At 74.1% G+C, this 19,319-nt stretch carries 13 protein-coding genes; 5 read left to right on the top strand and 8 right to left on the bottom strand.

Going from position 1 to position 19,319, the window contains the following annotated elements; translation table 11 throughout:
• Window positions 1-386: 386 nt before the first annotated feature.
• Window positions 387-6,206: a GH92 family glycosyl hydrolase gene (locus ACZZ97_RS14885; RefSeq protein ID WP_463473653.1), complete on the top strand. Its 5,820-nt coding sequence runs from the start codon at window positions 387-389 to the stop codon at window positions 6,204-6,206.
• Window positions 6,207-6,410: 204 nt separating this feature from the next.
• Here ACZZ97_RS14885 and ACZZ97_RS14880 read toward each other — a convergent pair whose 3' ends face one another.
• Window positions 6,411-7,409 (bottom strand): hypothetical protein, encoded by a 999-nt coding sequence (locus ACZZ97_RS14880; protein WP_314104603.1) that lies wholly within the window; start codon window positions 7,407-7,409, stop codon window positions 6,411-6,413.
• Between the two features lie 148 nt (window positions 7,410-7,557).
• Between ACZZ97_RS14880 and ACZZ97_RS14875 the strand changes: the two genes are divergently transcribed.
• From ACZZ97_RS14875 to ACZZ97_RS14865, 3 genes are all read left to right on the top strand, one after another.
• Window positions 7,558-8,925 carry an ATP-dependent DNA helicase gene (locus tag ACZZ97_RS14875; protein WP_463473652.1) on the top strand — a complete coding sequence of 456 codons (1,368 nt, stop codon included), beginning with the start codon at window positions 7,558-7,560 and terminating at the stop codon, window positions 8,923-8,925.
• 198 nt (window positions 8,926-9,123) lie between these two features.
• On the top strand, window positions 9,124-9,552 hold the full coding sequence (locus ACZZ97_RS14870; protein ID WP_463473651.1) for a DUF4383 domain-containing protein: 429 nt from the start codon (window positions 9,124-9,126) through the stop codon (window positions 9,550-9,552).
• Window positions 9,553-10,013: 461 nt separating this feature from the next.
• Window positions 10,014-10,943: a diacylglycerol/lipid kinase family protein gene (locus tag ACZZ97_RS14865; RefSeq protein WP_463473650.1), complete on the top strand. Its 930-nt coding sequence runs from the start codon at window positions 10,014-10,016 to the stop codon at window positions 10,941-10,943.
• 274 nt (window positions 10,944-11,217) lie between these two features.
• Here ACZZ97_RS14865 and ACZZ97_RS14860 read toward each other — a convergent pair whose 3' ends face one another.
• The 3 genes from ACZZ97_RS14860 to ACZZ97_RS14850 form a co-directional block, all read right to left on the bottom strand.
• Window positions 11,218-13,377, bottom strand: coding sequence for a choice-of-anchor I family protein (locus tag ACZZ97_RS14860; RefSeq protein ID WP_463473649.1), 2,160 nt, complete (start codon window positions 13,375-13,377; stop codon window positions 11,218-11,220).
• Between the two features lie 116 nt (window positions 13,378-13,493).
• Window positions 13,494-13,940: a hypothetical protein gene (locus ACZZ97_RS14855; protein WP_463473648.1), complete on the bottom strand. Its 447-nt coding sequence runs from the start codon at window positions 13,938-13,940 to the stop codon at window positions 13,494-13,496.
• Window positions 13,941-14,068: 128 nt separating this feature from the next.
• Complete coding sequence (locus ACZZ97_RS14850; RefSeq protein ID WP_314102789.1) at window positions 14,069-15,031, bottom strand: AraC family transcriptional regulator; 963 nt, start codon at window positions 15,029-15,031, stop codon at window positions 14,069-14,071.
• 119 nt (window positions 15,032-15,150) lie between these two features.
• Here ACZZ97_RS14850 and ACZZ97_RS14845 point away from each other — a divergent pair, with 119 nt between their 5' ends.
• Window positions 15,151-15,642 (top strand): glutathione peroxidase, encoded by a 492-nt coding sequence (locus ACZZ97_RS14845; RefSeq protein ID WP_463473647.1) that lies wholly within the window; start codon window positions 15,151-15,153, stop codon window positions 15,640-15,642.
• 71 nt (window positions 15,643-15,713) lie between these two features.
• Here the strand turns inward: ACZZ97_RS14845 and ACZZ97_RS14840 are convergent, their stop codons facing one another.
• Genes ACZZ97_RS14840 through ACZZ97_RS14825 form a run of 4 tightly spaced genes read right to left on the bottom strand, consistent with a single transcriptional unit; the run spans window position 15,714 to window position 19,229 of the window.
• Window positions 15,714-16,919, bottom strand: coding sequence for an ABC transporter permease (locus ACZZ97_RS14840; protein WP_463473646.1), 1,206 nt, complete (start codon window positions 16,917-16,919; stop codon window positions 15,714-15,716).
• A complete protein-coding gene (locus ACZZ97_RS14835; RefSeq protein ID WP_314102796.1) occupies window positions 16,916-17,647 on the bottom strand; it encodes an ABC transporter ATP-binding protein in 732 nt (243 codons plus the stop codon). The genes ACZZ97_RS14840 and ACZZ97_RS14835 overlap by 4 nt, the downstream gene beginning before the upstream one ends.
• Window positions 17,644-18,708 carry a peptidoglycan-binding protein gene (locus tag ACZZ97_RS14830; protein WP_463473645.1) on the bottom strand — a complete coding sequence of 355 codons (1,065 nt, stop codon included), beginning with the start codon at window positions 18,706-18,708 and terminating at the stop codon, window positions 17,644-17,646. Before ACZZ97_RS14830 ends, ACZZ97_RS14835 begins: the two co-directional genes overlap by 4 nt.
• The gene (locus ACZZ97_RS14825; RefSeq protein WP_463473644.1) at window positions 18,705-19,229 is read right to left on the bottom strand and encodes a hypothetical protein; all 525 of its coding nucleotides are present in this window, start codon (window positions 19,227-19,229) and stop codon (window positions 18,705-18,707) included. Before ACZZ97_RS14825 ends, ACZZ97_RS14830 begins: the two co-directional genes overlap by 4 nt.
• Window positions 19,230-19,319: the final 90 nt, after the last annotated feature.

The raw sequence follows: 19,319 nt of genomic DNA, 5'->3' as shown, positions 1-19,319 counted from the left end.
CGCCCGTCCTGCCTGCCCTGCATGCGGTGGACCGGCACGAACTGCTGCCCGCGACGCCGGGAGGAGCACATCGTGACGGTTCACCAGGACAGAAGGGCCGAGCCGAGGAGGCGTCGCCCAGCACCCGAGACTCGTCGCCTGTACCCCGGAACCAGTGGACACCCCTTGACCGGGGGCCACGGTGCCGATAGGAATGACGAGCTGACGGCGCTGTCATCGACGACAGGTGTACCCCGTCACGCGTGGCCGCTCCCGAGCGGCCTCACCCAGATCACGGGATCACCCGCAGGAGCACGACGATGGCGTCAGGCCGTTCACAGACCGATCAGCGACCGCAGCACCCCGGGGCGACCTGGCGCACGCGAGCACAGCGGGCGGGGGTGATCGTGACCGCGACGGCCCTGGCGGCGACCGGTGCCCTCGTCGGCGTGGACGCGGCAAGCGCCGCAGGCCGCGGCGGCAGCGGCGGTGCAGACAGCGGCGGTGCAGGAGGCAGCGGCGGCGACTCGCGTGCGGCCGCAGCCGTGCTCGGCAGCGACTGGCGCACCAGCTTCGAGGCTGCCGACGCGCAGCCCCTCGCGAGCACGCCCGCGACGCCCGACGACCTCGGCACCGTGAAGGCCTCGAACGGCCTGCCGCCCGGCAGCCTGCTCGGCCACGTCACCGAGGCCTCGGCGAGCGCTGACAACGCCCCGGGCGAGATCGCCGTGAACCTCACGGACGGCAACCCCGCCAGCAAGTGGCTCGCGTTCCAGCGCACCGCGACGATCACCTACCTGCTCGACTCGCCGCAGACCGCGACCGAGTGGTCGCTGACGAGCGGCAACGACGCCCCCGAGCGCGACCCGCGTGCGGTGACGCTGCAGGGCTCCGCCGACGGAGGCGCGAACTGGGTCGACCTCGACGCCCAGCCCGCCGTGGCGTTCACGGGCCGGGGCACGACGAACGAGTACGCGGTCGCCGCCCCGGGCGCCTACGACGCGTACCGGCTCGACATCACGCAGAACGCGGGTGCGGGCCTCACCCAGCTCGCCGACTGGTCGCTCGGCGACGGCACGGAGGCGGTGCCCGAGTCCGGCCCCATGGTGACCGTGGTCGGCGGCGGCCCGGTCAGCGGCCCGAACATGAAGCCCGGCGCGGGCTTCAGCGGCACCAAGTCGCTGCGCTACGCGGGCGAGCACACGGCGGCCGTGGGGCGGGCGACGAACGTCCTGTTCGAGGGCCTCGAGCTCGAGATCGGCGACGACACCGAGTTCTCGTACCGGATCTTCCCCGAGCTGGGCGGAGACCTGCAGTACCCCGCCACCTACGCGGCGATCGATCTCGAACTGGCCGACGGCCGCGTCGTGAGCGGCGTGCAGGGCGTCGTCGACGCCCACGGCGAGGGCACCTCGGCCGCCGCCCGCGGCTCGTCGAAGATCCTCTACGCCGACCAGTGGAACTCGGTGCGGGTGCCGCTCGGCGACCTCGCCGGCGAGATCGTGACGCGCGTCCTGTTCGACTACGACAACGCCGGCGGCGCCGTCGGCACGAGGTTCCAGGGCTGGGTCGACGACCTCGACCTCGACCCGGCCCCCGCCCGGGTCGACGGCTCGAGCCTCGTGAACCACGTCGACACCCGCCGCGGCACCAACTCGACCGGCGGCTTCAGCCGGGGCAACAACGTGCCCGCGGCGACGGTGCCGAACGGGTTCAACTTCTGGACCCCGATGACGAACGCGTCGAGCCAGACCTGGCTCTACGACTACCAGCGCGGCAACGACGACGCGAACCTGCCCCGCCTGCAGGGCATCGGCGTCTCGCACGAGCCGAGCCCGTGGATGGGCGACCGGAACCAGCTCGCGATCCTGCCCTCGACGACGGCCGTGACCGCCGCGGACGCAGCCGCGGGAGGCGGCACCGCGCCCGACGCCTCGCTCGCCGCCCGGGCCCTCCAGTTCGACCACGGCGCCGAGATCGCGCGCCCCGACCTGTACAGCGTCGAGACGACGAGCGGCCTCGAGGCCGCCGTCACGCCCACCGACCACGGCGCCGTGCTGAGGTTCGCCTTCCCGGAGAGCACAGCCCCCGAGGGCACGGGCACCGAGGGCGCGGCTGCGGGCGACCGCACCGGCAGCGTGCTCGTCGACCAGGTCGCCGGGAACTCGGGCCTCACCATCTCCGCCGACGGCCGGGTCTCCGGCTGGGTCGAGGGCGGCTCAGGCCTGTCGACCGGGGCGACCCGCATGTTCGTCAGCGGTCAGTTCGACCGCACGCCCACCTCCGTGGGCTCGGCCGCGGGCGACCGGACGGGCGCCCGGTACGCCTCGTTCGACGTCTCCGCCGCGGGGGCCGGCAGCGCTGCCGGCGTCGTCGAGCTCCGCCTCGCCACGTCGTTCATCTCGTCCGAGCAGGCCGCGCACAACCGCGACCTCGAGCTCACCGGACGCAGCTTCGACGAGGTGCGCACCGACGCCGAGCGACAGTGGAACGACCGCCTGGGCGTGATCACCGTCGAGGGCGCCCGCGACGACCAGCTCGCCACGCTCTACGGCAGCCTGTACCGCCTCAACATGTACCCGAACTCGCAGTTCGAGAACACGGGCACGGCCGCCGCGCCGACCTACCGCTACGCGAGCCCGGTCGCCCCGACCGTCGGCACCGCCACGGACACGACGCCGAACGCCGCCGTGAAGGACGGCAAGGTCTACGTCAACAACGGCTTCTGGGACACCTACCGCACCGTCTGGCCCGCCTACTCGCTGCTCTACCCCGAGGTCGCGGGCGAGCTGATGGACGGCTTCGTGCAGCAGTACCGCGACGCCGGCTGGATCGCCCGCTGGTCGAGCCCCGGCTACGCCGACCTGATGACCGGCACCAGCTCGGACGTCGCGTTCGCCGACGCCTACGTCAAGGGCGCGGTCGACGGCGACCTCGCGCTCGAGGCGTACGACGCGGCGCTGAAGAACGCCAGCGTGCAGCCGACCCAGAGCGGCGTCGGCCGCAAGGGCCTCGACCAGTCGCTGTTCCTCGGCTGGACGCCGTCGAGCACGGGCGAGAGCGTGTCGTGGGGGCTCGAGGGCCACATCAACGACTTCGGCCTCGGCCAGATGGCGGCGAAGCTCGCCGACGACCCGGCCACCCCGGAGGCGCGGCGCGCGCAGCTGAGGGAGGAGTCGGCCTGGCTGCTCGACCGAGCCCGCGACTACGGCACGCTCTTCGACCCGGCGACCGGGTTCTTCCAGGCCCGCGGCGCCGACGGCGCCTTCGCGGAGCCGGCCGAGACCTACGACCCCGAGTCGTGGGGCGGGGCCTACACCGAGACGAACGGCTGGAACTTCGCGTTCCACGCCCCGTTCGACGTGCCGGGCCTCGCCGCGCTGTACGGCGGCTCGGAGGGCCTCGACGCGAAGCTCGCCGAGTTCTACGCGACGCCCGAGGAGGCGGACAAGCCGGGCGGCTACGGCGGCGTCATCCACGAGATGGTCGAGGCTCGCGACGTGCGGATCGGCCAGCTCGGCATGAGCAACCAGGTCTCGCACCACATCCCCTACGTCTCAGCGGCGAACGGCGACCCCGCGACGACCCAGCGGGTCGTCCGCGAGATCACGCAGCGCCTCTTCGTGGGCAGCGACATCGGGCAGGGCTACCCCGGCGACGAGGACAACGGCGAGATGTCGTCGTGGTTCCTGTTCTCGGCGCTCGGCTTCTACCCGCTGGCGATGGGCACGGACTCGTACACGATCGGCTCGCCGCTCTTCGACGAGGCGACGATCCACCTCGAGAACGGGAAGGACTTCACGGTCCGCGCCGAGGGCAACTCGAACGAGGCGGTCTACGTGCAGTCGGCCACCCTCGACGGCGAGGCGATCGACACCGCCTCGCTGAGCCAGCAGAGCATCAGCCGAGGAGGCGTGCTCGAGTTCACCATGGGCACGCAGCCGAGCGGGTGGGCGGCCCACGCACCGGACCCCGCCGACCCGGCGGCGACGCTCGTCGACGCCACCACGGCGGGCCAGGGCGTGCTCAGCGCGAGCGACGGCACCGACGTCGCCCGCCTAGCCGACGACTCGGCGAGCACCGCGGCGACGTTCGACCTGCCCGACGTCGACGTCACCTGGCGCTCGGCCTCCGGGCCGGTCACCGTGTCGCGGTACACCCTGACGAACGGGCCAGACGGCTCTGCGGCCCCCACGGGCTGGACGCTCGAGGGCTCGACCGACGGCACCACCTGGCTGCCGCTGGACGAGCGCGCGGCGCAGACGTTCCCGTCGGCGCTGCAGACCCGGCCCTTCGCCGTCACCGACCCGCGGCCCTTCACCTGGTACCGGATCGCGACGACCGGCACCACCGACGGACGCGCGGCCACGCTCAGCGAGATCGAGCTCATGGCCGACCCGACGGCACCCGCCGGCGCGTTCACGGTCAGCGGCAAGCCGGGCCTGACGAGCGAGGCGGGCGCCTCGTTCGAGAGCGCGGTCGCCACCGTGACCCGCGCCTCCTCGACGGGGTCGCCCGAGGCCGGCGGCGGTGACGCCGGCGCCGTGCCCGACGGACTCGTCGCGACGGTCGACTGGCTCGACGGCGAGGGCCCGCAGCAGGCGACCCTGACCCCGACCGCCCTCGGCGGCTGGGACGTCACGGCGCCGGCGAAGGTCTTCGACGCCCCGGCGACCTACACGGCGATCGTGACCGCGACCGACGGGACCGACTCCGCGAGCACGACGACCTCGGTGGCCGTCTCGCGGACGGCTCCGGCGTTCGAGGACGCCTTCGACAGCGTCTGCCTCGGCCAGCCCGGACAGGCCGCGAACTGCGACTACCTGGGCAACGGGTTCTCGCGGCCGTCGCTGGCGGGCAAGGGCTTCGTACAGGGGACCGAGGTGGCCGTGCCCGGCACCGAGCTGACGTTCGACCTGCCGGCGGTCCCCGCCGGTGAGCCGGACAACGCGACGGGGCAGGGCCAGGTGCTGCCGCTCGACCTCGGCGACGACGTGACGCAGCTGTCGGTGATCGGCACCGCGACCGAGAAGCCGCAGCAGACGGTCGGCACGCTGACCTTCGACGACGGCACGACGCAGGAGCTGCCCATCGAGTTCGGCGACTGGACGGGCGGCGTGACCACGCCCTCGTTCGGGAACATCGTCGTCGCGACGTCGGACGGCCGCACGAACGGGGCGAACGGATCCGACACGGCCGTCGCCGGCGTCTACTCGACGGCGCCCGTGACGCTGCCCGAGGGCAGGCGCGCCGTGTCGCTCACGATGCCCACACAGACGGGCGACCCGCGGTCGGCCGGGCGGATCCACGTGTTCGCGATCGCCACGGACGGGACGCGCCTCGCACCGCCGGAGGCGCTGGTCGCCACGGGCGCGGAGGCCGGCCTGGCCGGGACCGCCGGCGTCGAGGTCTCGGGCGCGCTCGCGACCGTGACGGGCGGAGTCGGTGCTGGTGCTGGTGCGGAGGCTGGTGTCCGCGCGCTCGTGAACTGGCGCGACGGCACCGCCGTCACGTCGGGGACGATCGTCGACGGCGTGGTCTCGGGGGCGCACACCTACGCGCTGCCGGGGAGCTACACGGTGACGGTCACGGTCGACGACGGGCGTTCGAGCTCGGCCACGACCACGACCGCGGTGATCGCGGCCGCGCCGGTCGACCCGGGCCCGGTGGACCCGGGAACTCCCGGCGACCCCGGGAACCCCGGCACGCCCGGGAACCCGGGCACGCCGGGCACGCCCGGGAACCCCGGCACGCCGGGGGCGTGGACGCCCTCGCTGCAGGTCCTGGCCGACTCGGCGACACGGGGCACGGTCGTCCCCGTCGACGGCAGCGGCTTCGCACCGGGCGAACAGGTGTCGCTGACGCTGTTCAGCGACCCGATCGCGCTCGGCACGCTGACCGCCGACGCGGACGGCATCGTCCGCGGGTCGTTCACGGTGCCTGCCGCAGCGACGACCGGGGCGCACGAGGTCGAGGCCCTGGGCGCGACGTCGCAGGTGGCGGTGCGGGCGGCCTTCCGGGTCGTCGACACGGCGGCGGCCGACGCCGGACGCGCCCCGCTGCGGCCCGGCTCGAACGACGGCTCGCTCGCCTACACGGGCGGCGACCCCGAGGCCGCCGTCGACGCCGGGCTGGTCGCGGGCGTGCTGCTCGCCGCCGGCGGGCTGGTGCTCGCCCTCGAGGCGGCCCGCCGCCGACGCCGCCGGCACGAGGTCGCCGCGCGGTAGGGCGACCTCGCCTGCCCGACCGGCCCACCACCTGGCGGCCCCCTCCCCCACCGGGGCGGGGGCCGCCTCCTCGTGTCCGGTCCTGCTCGCTCCTCATTCAGGAAGATGCGTCCTGCCTGGTGCGACAGGGGGAGCCAGGGTCCTGAATCGTTCACGGATCAGGAGATCCGACCAGTCGGTTCCTGATCGTCGAGAGCGGCTGACCTACTGGAAGGTCAGGACGTCGTCCGTGCCGATGTTCATCGTGTAGCTGACGGTGAAGGGGACGTCCTCGTCGATCGCGTAGCGACGCCCGTCGAAGAGCGACTGCGCGTCGACGACGAGGTGCGCCGTGCCCGCGGCCTCGGTGACGAGCCACTGTCCCGACACCGTGCCGGGCTGGACGGCCACCTGCGGGTAGGCGACGATGCTCCACGCCGGCTCGCCCGTGACGCGGTCGTCGACCTGCCGCCCGAAGGGGCAGCCGGCGGGCAGCAGCACCGGCTGGGTCACGCAGTCGGTGTCGAGCATCGTGTCGAGCTGCTCCTGCAGCACCTGCGAGAAGGAGGCGCGGGCCACGGTCGCGACGCTGGCCGACGAGGTGGCCCCCGCGCTGATCACCGTCACGGGGACGGTCGGCGCCTCGAGGTACGCGCTCTCGTGCGAGAGGACGAAGCGCGAGGGGGCGAGCACCTGGAAGCGCGTCGCGACGTCGCCGCTCTCGGTCGTCACGAGGCGGCCGTCGACCGTGAAGCGCGGGTCGTTCATCGGCGTGACGTCGAGGGTCGCGGTCGGGGTCTGCGCGAAGCTCCAGGCACGGAAGAAGCCGAAGCGCGTGCCGGCCTGCTGCACGACGAACTGCGACTGGCCGGGCGTGCCGTCGAGCGTGTACGAGAGCGTCACGGTGCGGGTGCCGTCGCCGAGGTCGAGCTCGCTCTCCTCCTGCACGTCGGCGAGGCCGCCGAGCGAGGGCACGGTGAGCAGGGCGTCCTCGAGCTCGCCCGTCGGCTCGATGCCGGCGAGGGTGAGCGCGCTGGCGGTGTCGCCGCGGTCGATCGCGTCGAGGTAGCCGCGCGCGAAGCCGCCGGCGCTGTACACGGTCGCGTTCAGCGCCACGACGGTCACGGCGAACCCGATGACCACGAAGAGCGCGGCGCCGCCCCAGATGGCGACGAAGGGCCACCACGACGACGGGCGCCTTCTCTCCCCCACGGACGAAGACATGTCCACAGCATAGGTCGGCGGAGGTCACGATCCGCCGTGCAGCCGAGGAGGCGCGGGTAGGTTGGATCCCTGGGCGCGCCTCCCCGAGATCGCGACCCCGCCTCGTCCGTCCTCGCCGCCTCCCCTGCTCGAAAGGTCCCCGTCGCCCGTGTCCGTCGCCCTCTCCGCCGAGCAGCAGGCCGTGTTCGACGCCATCGAGGACACGAAGGAGCACATCTTCGTCACCGGCCGGGCCGGCACCGGCAAGTCGACCCTGCTGAACCACCTGTCGTGGAACACCTCGAAGCAGGTGGTCATCTGCGCCCCGACGGGCGTCGCGGCCCTCAACGTCGGCGGGCAGACGATCCACTCGCTGTTCCGCCTGTCGATCGGGCTGATCGCCGACCACGACATCGAGCAGAAGAGCGAGCTGCGGAAGCTGCTCAACACCATCGACACGCTCGTCATCGACGAGGTCTCGATGGTGAACGCCGACCTGATGGACGCGATCGACCGCTCGCTGCGCCAGGCCCGCCAGCGCCGGTCCGAGCCGTTCGGCGGCGTGCAGGTCGTCCTCTTCGGCGACCCGTACCAGCTGCCCCCGGTGCCCGGCGACGCCGAGGAGCGGGCGTACTTCCGCGACAACTACCGGTCGATGTGGTTCTTCGACGCGCACGTCTGGCAAGAGGCGTCGCTGCGCATCTACGAGCTGGCGTTCATCCACCGGCAGACCGAGGGCGACTTCAAGGAGATGCTCAACGCCGTCCGCCACGGTCGTGTCACCGCCGAGATCGCCGGTGCGCTGAACGGTGCCGGAGCGCGCCCCGCGCCCACCGACGGCACCGCCATCACGCTGGCCACCCGCAACGACACCGTCACCCGCATCAACAAGGTCGAGCTCGAGCGGCTGCCCGGGCGCGCGCTGACGGCCAAGGCCGAGGTCAGCGGCGAGTTCGGCGGACGCACGTTCCCCGCCGACGAGGCTCTCGAGCTGAAGCGCGGGGCCCGGGTGATGTTCCTCCGCAACGACCAGGACCAGCGCTGGGTGAACGGCACCACCGGCACCGTGACGAAGGTGCGCGACACCGTCTTCGTCGAGGTCGACGGCGAGGAGCACGAGGTGCAGCCGGCCGTGTGGGAGAAGTTCGCCTACTCGTGGTCGGCCTCGACCAAGCAGCTCCGCAAGGACGTGGTGGCCGAGTTCACCCAGTTCCCGCTGCGCCTCGCCTGGGCCGTGACGATCCACAAGTCGCAGGGCAAGACGTACGACAGCGCCATCGTCGACCTGGGCACGCGGGTCTTCAGCGCCGGTCAGACCTACGTCGCGCTCAGCCGCATCACCGCCCTCGACGGGCTCTACCTGACCCGCCCGCTGCGGCCGGCCGACATCATCGTCGACCTCGACGTGCGGCGGTTCATGAGCCAGGCGACGCGGGTGCCCGCGATCCGCGCGGCGGAGGACGCGGCGGCGGCGGACGCCGCGGCGGCGGGCGGCGCGGCGGCGGCGGGCGGCGCGGCGGCGGACGCCGTCAGCTAGGGGCTGCGGCGGCTGACGCCGTCAGCTAGGGGCTGCGGCGGCAGCCGCACCGCAGCGCACCACATCCCGTGCACTGCACCGCGGCGCAGTGCACGAGACGCGGTGCGGGCGCATTCGGGCAGGGCACCGCCGCCGGCCGAGGGCCGCGGCGTGCGCCGCTCCGCACCTCCCCCGGGGACGCTCTGGCATGATCGGGGGATGACCACGACGACTCCTGCCGCCTACGAGCCCACGATCCGCGAGTCGCCCAACCGCGCGGCCGCACTGACGATCGGCACGATCGTCCTGCTGGTCGGCGCCTGCGGGTTCTTCGCCGAGAACATGGGCTCGTTCTTCGACACGACCGGAGCGGCGCTGGGGTTCCTCAACGTCAACCCCGCGCTCGTCGTCGTCTGGGTGCTCTCGGGCGCGGCGCTGCTCATCGCGGGCGCCTCCGGCAGTGCCCCCGCCCGCACGATCAACGGGGCCGTCGGCCTGCTCTTCGTGGTGCTCGGCGTCGCCGGGTTCCTCGTGCGCGACACCGAGGTCAACGTCCTCGCGCTCAACCTGGGCGACGACGTGCTGCACCTGGTCGCCGGCGCCGTGCTGCTGCTCACCGCGATCGGTGCGGAGCGCCGCCGCCGCTGACGCTCGGCCACGCTGCCGCTCGGCCACGCTGCAGCGCACCGCGTTTCGTACACTGCACCGGGTCTAGACCTGGTGCAGTGTTCGTTCTCCGGTGCAGTGCACCGCCGCGCACCTCCCGCCTGGATCGGCGGGGAAAAGGGACGGGGACGGTGCGGGCCCACGCCTCCCTCGTCCCTTCTCGCCTACCGAGCCGGGGCCGGCGCCGGCGGCCGGGCGCGCCGCCGGGCGCGCCGGCCGCCAGGCCCGGGCCCGGCCCGGCCACGGCGCAGCCGCACGCCGCAGCCGCCGGCCCGGCCACGGGGCAGCCGCACGGCGCAGCCGCCAGGCCGGGCCGCCAGGCCGGGCCCAGCCGCCGCCGCCCCGCCGGCCGGGCGGGGCCGCCGCGCCGCCGGGCCCGGGCCGGGCCCGGCCACGGGGCAGCCGCCGGGGCGGCACGGCGCCCGCGCTGACATGATCGGGGGATGGAACCGACTCCCCGCCGCCGCGTCGTCGTCGCGATCAACCCGTCGGCGTCGTCCGGCCGTGGACGAGGTGTGGGCGACGCAGTCGTCGACGCCCTCCGCGCGGCGGGCCACGACGTCGTCCCGCTCCGCGAGCCCACGGTCGAGGCCCTCGCCGCAGCCGCGCGCGCGCAGGTGCTGACCCTCCCCCACGCCCTGGTCGTCGTGGGCGGCGACGGGGTCGTCAACCTCGGCGTGCAGCTCGTCGTCGGGGTGCCGGTCGCGCTGGGGATCGTGCCGACGGGCACCGGCAACGACATGGCCCGCACCCTCGGGATCCCGCACGACGACCCCGAGGCCGCGACGCGCCTCCTCGTCTCGCTCCTCGACCGCCCGCCGCTGGTGATCGACGCGGGCAGGGTCACGCACGACGGCGGGTCGACCTGGTTCGGCTGCATCGTCTCGGCCGGCTTCGACGCCGTGGTCAACGAACGGACGAACGCCCTGCGCTGGCCCAAGGGACGCCGCCGCTACGACCTCGCCCTGCTGATCGAGCTGCTGCGCCTGCGGCCGCTCTCGTACCGGCTCGAGCTCGACGGCGACTCCCGCGAGGTGCGGGGCACGCTGGTCACCGTCGGCAACGGGCGCTCGTTCGGCGGAGGCATGACGGTGCTGCCCGACGCGCGCCTCGACGACGGCCTGCTCGACGTGCTGATCGTGGAGCGGCTCGGGCGGCTGCAGTTCCTGCGGTTGTTCCTGAAGGTGGCGAAGGGCACGCACCTCGCCGACCCTCGGGTGCACGTGCACCGGGTGCGGAAGGTCGTCATCGAGTCGGGCGACGGCATCGTCGCCTACGCCGACGGCGAGCGGGTCGGGCCGCTGCCCGTCACGGTCGAGGTCGCGCCCGGCGTGCTGCACGTCATCGCGCCGGCCGCCTCGGCCTCCGCCTGAGGGCGCGCCTCGCGCCTGACGTCTCGCACCGCCCCTCCTCTTCCTCCCGTCCCGGCCGGCCGGCCGGTCCGTCGGGCTGTCCGGCCTGCCGGTCCATCCGTCCGCCCGTCGAGTGGTCCGATCTGGTCCTCCGGCCGGTCGGGAGGAACCAGATCGGTCCACTCGGCACCCACGACCCTGATCTCCTCGGCCGGGGACGGGCGAGAGGCCCCGGATCGGCCGTCGCCCGCGAGGGGAGGTCGATCCGGGGCCTCTCGTGAGGGCCGAGGAGGCGTCAGCCGCGCAGGCGGACCGCCCTGCGACGAGCGCGGACCAGCAGCACGGCGCCGAGGGCGACGAGTCCGCCGGCGAGGGGCAGGGCCCAGGCGGCCAGCTCCGAGCCGGTGTAGGCGAGGCCGTCCCGGGTCGTGCCGGCGGCGGTCGACGTGCCCGCGCCTCCTGCGCCTGCACCGTTCCCCGATCCCGGAGCGCCCGCGCCCGGCGCGCCCGCGCCGTCGCCCGGCGCGACGACCGGCGGGTCCACCACGACGGGCGGGTCGACCGGCGGCACGACGACGGGCGGCTCGACCGCCGCGGGCACCGTGATCGCGAAGAGCGTCGTCGTGCCCGACACCTCGTTGCCGACCGCGAGCACGGGCTCACCGGTCGCCGAGTCGGCGGCGGGGATGAACGCGAGCCCCTCGGGCCCCAGGTCGCCCGCGGCCGAGAGCGCGGCAGGAGAGGCCTCGGCCGGCGGCGCCGTGAAGTCCCTGTTGTTGACGTACGCGACGAAGGAGGCGGCGGTCGGCACGGTCACGTCGTAGACGGCGATCCCGCCCACGCGCTCGAAGCCGATGAAGGCGTAGGTGCGTCCGTCGATCTCGCCCAGGGCGACGCCCTCCGGCTCGGGCCCCTTGTCGTCGCTGCGGCCGTCGAGGTTGGACTCCGTGTGGTTCGAGTTGAAGAACTCCGGCGCGGCGGCCGCGGTGACCTCCTCGAAGTCGGAGCCCGAGTCGAAGACCTGCTGACCGCTCGCGTCGAGGATGCTGAACGACCGCGACCCGAACGTGTAGAGCGTCTCGTAGCAGGAGCCGTCGGCTCTGAGGCCGTTCGCCGTCGTCACGTTCAGCCGGCCGAGGGCGGCGGGCGCCAGCGAGCCGGCGGCGGGCGACGTGGCGCAGACCGGCGGGACGCCGCCCCGGCCGAGGGCGCTGACCCTGGACACCTCGCTGTAGCCGTCCCAGTCGCGCGAGTCGCCCTCGTTCGCGGTGACGACGTAGGTCGAGCCGCCGACCTCGTAGCTGGCGATCGTGTCGGGCATCAGGTAGCCCTCGACGCCGGCCCAGGTGCCGATCGCGATCGCCGGGCCGCCGCCGGCTCCGTCGCGGTCGGACGGGTCGAAGGGCACGACCGCGCGGTCGACGGTGCCGAGCGGCACGACCTCGGTGACGGTCGCCGAGGCGACGTCGACGATCGCGAGGGCGTTCGCCTCCTGCAGCGAGACCCACGCGGTCGCGCCGTCGGCCGAGAAGGTGGCGTACTCGGGCTCGAGGTTCTCGCTCACGGGGAACAGCAGGGGCGACTCGGGCGTGACGGTCCCGGCGTCCGCACGACCGCCGAAGATCCGCACCTCGGGGTCGAGCACCGAGCTGCCGCCGACCTCGAAGTCGTGGAAGTCGGCCGTGCTGACGGCCGACTGTGCGGGGGCGGAGACCGTCGCGGGCACGTCGACGACGCTGATCGTGCCCTCGGGGTCGACCGAGTAGTCCTCGGCGGGCTCGCCCTCGTTCGCGACGATCACCCGCGCGCCGTCGGGGCTGAAGGCGACCATGTCGGGCAGCGAGCCGACGCGGACGGCGCCCAGGGCGCCTCCGTCGCCCGCGGCGTCGAAGAAGACGACCCAGCCGAGGTCGGTCTTGTCGTCGCTCTCGACGGCGACGGCGCCGAGGCCGTCAGCCCGCACCGAGACCGAGTTGGCGACGGCGCCCGCGGGCACGACCGAGCCGTCGGCGGCCGTGACGCCGGTGGTCTGCACGGTGAAGCCGGCCGAGACCGGCGCCGAGGGCGTGCCGACGTCGAGGACCTCGACGACCGCCTCCGCCGCGTTGACGACGAGGAGGCGGTGCAGCGTCGTGACGGAGGCGTCCCGCGCCGGGCCGGTCCAGTGCTCGACGATCTCGGCGGCGCTGGCGTCGAAGGTGCCGGTCTCGTACGAGCCGACCGGCTGCAGGTCGAAGGCCTCCTGGTCGGCGAAGACCTCGATCGGGGCCGCGACGACGGCCGCGCTCGCGGGCGCCGAGAGGCCGATCAGGCCGGCGGCGGCGAGGGCCGCGGTGCCGGTGAGGGCGACGGCGCCGAGCGGGCGCCGGACGCGGGCGGCCCGCGAGGGGGTCGCGGCCGCCGCCGGTGTGGAGGACGGTGTCGTGGGGCGGGAGGCCGGGCGGCGTGCGCGCATGCGGGAGCTCTCTCTGGTGCGGTCGGGTCGACCGGGTCGGTCGTGCGTTCGGGGTGGTCGGGCGTCGGGACGCCACGACCATATGCACGACACGTGCCGCAGAGATGGCCGCCGGGTTAACGGCTGGGGCTGTCGCCCTCGTCGTCGCCGTCCGCGTCGTCGCCGTCCGCGTCGTCGCCGCCCTCGTCCGGCGCATCGCCGCCGAGGTCGGGGACGCCGAACTGCTCCGTCTCGAGGTCGACGGCGTCGGTGCCCTGCGGCACGGCGACGGGCGACGGGCCGGAGAGCGCCGCGGTGCGGGCCGCGAGGTCGGCCACGAGGCGCGCGTCCGTGATCTCGTCGCCGCGGGACTCGTCGACCGTGAGCACGTCGGAGGTGAGCATCTGGCTCGCCGGCCCGACGAGGATGCTGAAGAGCCGTGCGGAGCCGCCGGCGTCGACGGCCGGGACGTCGATCGAGTCCGACCGCCCCCTCATCGCCAGGGCCTGCGCGTAGGCCATGACCGCGTCGGCGATGTCGTCACCGGTGACCAGGTGGTCCTCGGCGTAGCTGATGCGCTTCATGCGGCTCTTCCGGTCGTCAGGGCGAGATTCCCACGCTACGCGCACGGCACCTCCGGCGGCCTGGCCGTGGTCGTGGTCGTCCCCCGGCCGGGCCGCGGCGCCCTCGGGACGCCCCCACGAGGGGACGGTCAGGCGCGGTGCAGCGTCTCGCGCGGGTACTCGCCGAAGCGGTGGACGTAGGAGGCGGAGAAGCGTCCCAGGTGCGCGAACGCCCACCGCTGGGCCACCTCGGCCACCGTCACGGTGTCCGCCGTGCCCTCGACGAGCTCGTCCCGCACGCGGTCGAGCCGCACGGCGCGCAGGTACTCGGACGGCGTCGTGTCGAGGTGCCGGCTGAACGCCTGCTGCAGCCCGCGCGGGGTCAGGCCGGCGTGCTTCGCGACGCCGCTCGGGGTGATCGGCTCGTGGGCGAGCGAGTGGACGTACTCCACCGCCTCGCGGAGCGACGCGTTGCGCGGCGCCAGCACCTCGTCGGGGAGGCGACGGGAGGTGTGCGGGAACGTGTCGAGCAGGACCTTCGCCGCGTAGCGCGCCGTCTCGGCCCGGACCGCGTCGTCGGACGCGTCGTCGAGGTAGGTCCGCGCGATGTGGCGCAGGGCGGCGTTGAAGCGGGTGCGCCCCTCGTCGTCGATGACGGCCGTGTGGTCGAAGCGCACGGAGCCGGGGTAGGCGTCCTCGCGCTCGGACGCGACCTCGTCGAGCACGCGGTCGGAGAGGTGCAGCAGGTTCTGCTCGACGTCGGTCACGCGGAACGAGAAGGGCCGGCCCCAGGGGAACGGCATCGGCTGTCCGAGCTCGGGCGTCACCTCGTCGCGGCCGATGTCCATCAGGGCCGAGCCCCGGCCGAGCCACTGGATGATCCGCTCGCCGCGGGGCTGGATCGTGCCCGTGACCTCGCCGGAGAAGTGGGTCGTGCGGAGCGTCAGCTCGCCGTCGCCGCGCGTCGTGTGCCGCCAGTGGAAGGGCCGGTCGGAGGCGACGAACCGGAGGCCGCCCACCTCGCCGTAGCCCGAGCCGAAGAACCGGGCCGCGCCGTCGACGTCGTCGCCCTGCGCCTCCACCAGGACACGGCGTCGGGGATCGGCGGACATCCCCCTGATCTTGGCGGGCCGCCCGGGCCGGGACAAGTCGTCGAGAGGGGGTTGACGAGAGGAGGGGAGTCGTGCTGCAGTGCAGGTCGCTCGGCAGGTGTGCGAGTAGCGTCGCGCGCATGAGCGACCTCGACGACATCGACCTGACCACCCTCCGCGGCGAGCACACCCGCTTCGGCGCCTTCACCGACAAGGTGGTGCTCGTCGTCAACGTCGCGTCGCGCTGCGGCCTCGCGCCGCAGTACGAGAAGCTCGAGCAGCTGCAGAAGACGTACGGCGAGCGCGGCTTCACCGTGGTCGGGTTCCCGAGCAACCAGTTCCTGCAGGAGCTCGGCTCGTCGGAGGCCATCGACGAGTACTGCTCGGCGACCTGGGGCGTGACGTTCCCGATGATGGAGAAGGTGCGCGTCAACGGCCGCTCGGAGCACCCGCTCTACACGGAGCTGAAGAAGACGTCCGACGCCTCCGGCAAGGCCGGCAAGGTGAAGTGGAACTTCGAGAAGTTCGTCGTCACGCCCGACGGCGGCGTGCACCGGTTCCGTCCGACCACCGAGCCCGACGACCCGGCGATCGTCTCGGTCATCGAGGCGGCGCTGCCGACGCCGGCCTGACCTGCCGCACCGCACCTCCTGCGCCGCTCCGCTCCTCACGCGGACCCGGCCACGAGGAGGCGCGGTGCCGGTCAGGACTGCAGCGCCTTGGTCGGCGGGATGCGTGCCGCCCGCACCGCGGGCCAGAGCCCGGCGAGGGCGCCGATCACCAGCGTGGCGGCGAGCCCCCCGGCGAGGACGACGGGCGGGATCGACACCGGCCAGCCCTTCGACACCGCGAACACCGCGGTCACGCCGGTGCCGAGCACGACGCCCGCGACCCCGCCCAGTGCCGAGAGGAACAGCGCCTCGGCGAGGAACTGCCGCCGGATGTGGGGCTTGGTCGCGCCGAGGGCCCGGCGCAGGCCGATCTCGCGTCGGCGCTCGAGCACCGAGATGACCATCGTGTTGGCGACCCCGATGCCCCCGACCAGCAGAGCCACCGAGCCGAGCCCGACGAGGAGGCCGGTGAAGGCCTGGTCCGCCGCTTGCTTGGCCGCGAGCGCGTCGGAGGGCCGGGTGACCTCGACGTCCGAGGGCGAGCGGGGCTGGATGGTCGGCGCGATCAGTTCGCGCACCTGCTCGACGCGCTCGGGGTCGACCCGCGTGTAGACGGTCGTGGGGGCGACGGGCTCTCCGGCCAACGACTCGCCGGCGACCTCGCCGACCAGAGCGGACGAGTCGATCTCCGCGGCGAGGGGCACGGGCTCGAGGATGCCCGCCACGACGTACTCCGAGTCGGCGATCACGACGTGGCGTCCGGCCTCGGCGACGCCGAGCAGCTCGGCCGCCTCGGCGCCCAGCACGACGACGGGGTACTGCGCCGTGCCGGCGGTGAGCCACGACCCCGTGGCGACCTCGGCCTCGAGCACCTCGAGCAGCCGAGGCGACGCCGTCCGCAGCGTGATGCCGTTCGTGTTGCCGTCGGGGACGCGGCTGTTGCGGTACACGCCCGTGTCGGGCACCGAGCCGGTCGTCGCGGCCGACTCGACGCCGTCGACGTGTCCGGCCGAGGCGCCCGCCGTGAGCGGCAGCGACGCCGACTCGCCGAAGAAGTCGGTCCCCTGCGACGCCGTGAGCAGGTTCGTGCCGAGCTGGTCGAGAGTCGCGGTGAGCTGCGCCCGGCTCGAGGTCGAGATGCCCACGACGGCGATCATCGCGGCGATGCCGATGGCGATGCCGAGCGCCGACAGCACCGCTCGGGTCGGTCGCGCGACGAGCCCGGACACGCCGAGCCGGGCGACGTCGGACGCGAGCAGCCGCGACCGGGCGTCGCCCACGCCGTCCTGCCCCGTCACGAGCCGGCACCGAGGTCGGGGCGGCCGACGGAGACCGTCGCGGTCTCGGACGCACGGGCGCTGTCGTCGGCCACCCGCCCGTCGCGGATCGTCACGCGCCGCGGCAGCCGCCGCGCGAGCTCGACGTCGTGGGTGATGACGACGATCGAGGTGCCCTCGGCGTGCAGCTCGTGCAGCAGCGCCACGATGCCCTCGCCGGCCCGCGAGTCGAGGTTGCCCGTCGGCTCGTCGGCCAGCAGCAGGGGCGGTCGGTGCACGACGGCGCGGGCGATGGCGACGCGCTGGCGTTCACCCCCGGACAGCTGGTTCGGCCGGTGCGTGAGGCGGTGGCCGAGGCCGACGCGGTGCAGGGCCTCCGTCGCGCGCCTCCTGCGCTCCCTGATCGGCGTGCCCGTGTAGAGCAGCCCGTCCGCGACGTTGTCGGTGGCGCAGACCCCGTCGCTGAGGTGGAACTGCTGGAACACGAAGCCGATGCGGTGCGCCCGCAGGGCCGAGAGCTGCGCGTCGCTCTGCGTGGCGACGTCGACTCCGTCGACGGCCACGGTGCCCGACGTCGGTCGGTCGAGAGTGCCGAGGACGTTGAGCAGCGTCGACTTGCCCGACCCCGACGGCCCGACGACGGCGACCATCTCGCCGTGGTCGACGCGCAGCGAGACGCCGTCGAGGGCGGTGGTGGGCGGTCGGCCGTACTCACGGGTCACGCCCGTGAGCTCGATGACGGCGCTCATGCCGGCACCACGACCTCGAGGCCCTCGGCGACGTCGCCCGTCACCTCGACGCGGTCGCCCGCGAAGAGGCCGGTCTCGACGGGCACGGCCTCGGTCGTGCCGTCCGGCTGGACGACCTCGAGCACGAAGCCCCCGCCGACCGCTGCGCCGAGGGCGAGCACGGGCACCGACAGCACGTCCTCCCGCACCTCGGACACGAAGTCGACGGTCACGGAGGCGTCGGTCAGGTCGCCCGGCGCGGCCGGGTCGTCGAACGAGAGGGTCGTCGGGACGGCCGTCTTCGCGGTGTCGTCGTCGACCTTCGCGGCCCCCACGGCCGTGACGTGCCCGGGAGCGGTCGTGCCCGAGGGCAGCTCCATCGAGACGACGTCGCCGATCGTGGCGAGCGGTGAGCCGACCGGCAGGTCGACCGTGACCACCTTCTCGGTCCGCTTGGTCGTGTAGAGCGGACCGCCGCCGGACGCGTCGCCGACGGCGGCCGACAGGCCCCCGACCACGAACGAGCCCGAGACGAACTGCAGGGCGTCGAGCTCGATCGTGCCGGTGCGCAGCTGGCCGCCGGCCTTCTGCCAGGCGCGGATCGCCGCGGTCGTGCGGGCGTCGAAGGTCTGGTCGGGCGTCCGGGTGAAGTACCCCCAGTCGTGCAGGTTCTGCTCGACCTGCTGCACGTCGGGCCCCGGGGACATCCCCGACTCGAAGGCACGCCACTGGGGCAGGGCGCCCTCGAACGCCGTGACGGGTCGGTCGTCGACCCGGTACAGCTCGTTCCGCGGCGCGAGGACGTCGCCGACCTGGGGCAGCCAGGTGATCGTGCCCTGGGCCGCGCCGCCGATCGTCGGCCCGTCGAGCCTGCTCAACGTGCCGGGCTTGGTCGTGGTGCCGGTGAGGGTCCCCCGGTCGACGGTCGACGTCGACCGGTCGTCGTCGCGAGGCTCGTCGTCGTCCGCGCCGGCCGAGGCGGCCCCGGGCAGCCCGGCCAGCATCAGCGCCGTCACGACGCAGCCGACCAGGGCGACCCCGGCCACGCCGGACCAGACGACGGCGCGGCGTCGGAGGGTCATTCCTGGCCCGTCGAGCCCGAGCCGGCGAACGCGCCGCAGGCCTCGAGGACGTCGTCGGGGATGTCCTGGTCGGGTGCCTCCGAGATCATCGCGCCTCCGTCGCCCTCCTTCGGATCGGGGGCGTCGTAGCCCTCGTCGCGCAGGCAGGCGTTCGACTCGCGCAGCTGCTCTTCGTACTCGCCCTGCGCCTTCTCCTCGGCGGCCGTCACGGGTCGCTCGCCGAGCTCAGCGCTGACCTCCTCCCTGCACGTCCGGGCAGCGGCCTGGAAGGCCTCGGGGTCGAAGTCGCCGCCGACCCCGACGGCGGTGCCCCCCGACTCCGACGGGTCGCCGACGTCGATGCCCGCGTCGCGCAGGCACTGCGCGTTGGCGACGTCCCAGGCCTTGGCGTCGGCGGCGAGCCGCGACTCGCTCCGCGGCGTGGACGAGTCCCCGCCGGCGTCGGAGCCCGCCGAGCAGCCGGCCAGTGCGACGGCGAACAGGGGCAGGGCGAGGAGCAGGGCGGCACGCTTCGTGGACATGTGGGTCTCCAGGTGTGAGCAGGGGAGGCGCGCTGAGTGCGCTCCTCCGTCGCCCGGGGAGGACGACAGGCCCCAGACCACCGCACCGGG

The sequence above is a fragment of the Frigoribacterium sp. AC512 genome (assembly GCF_979258295.1).
Note: the sequence above shows the minus strand (reverse complement) of the source record. Positions and strands in the feature narration are given on the sequence as shown.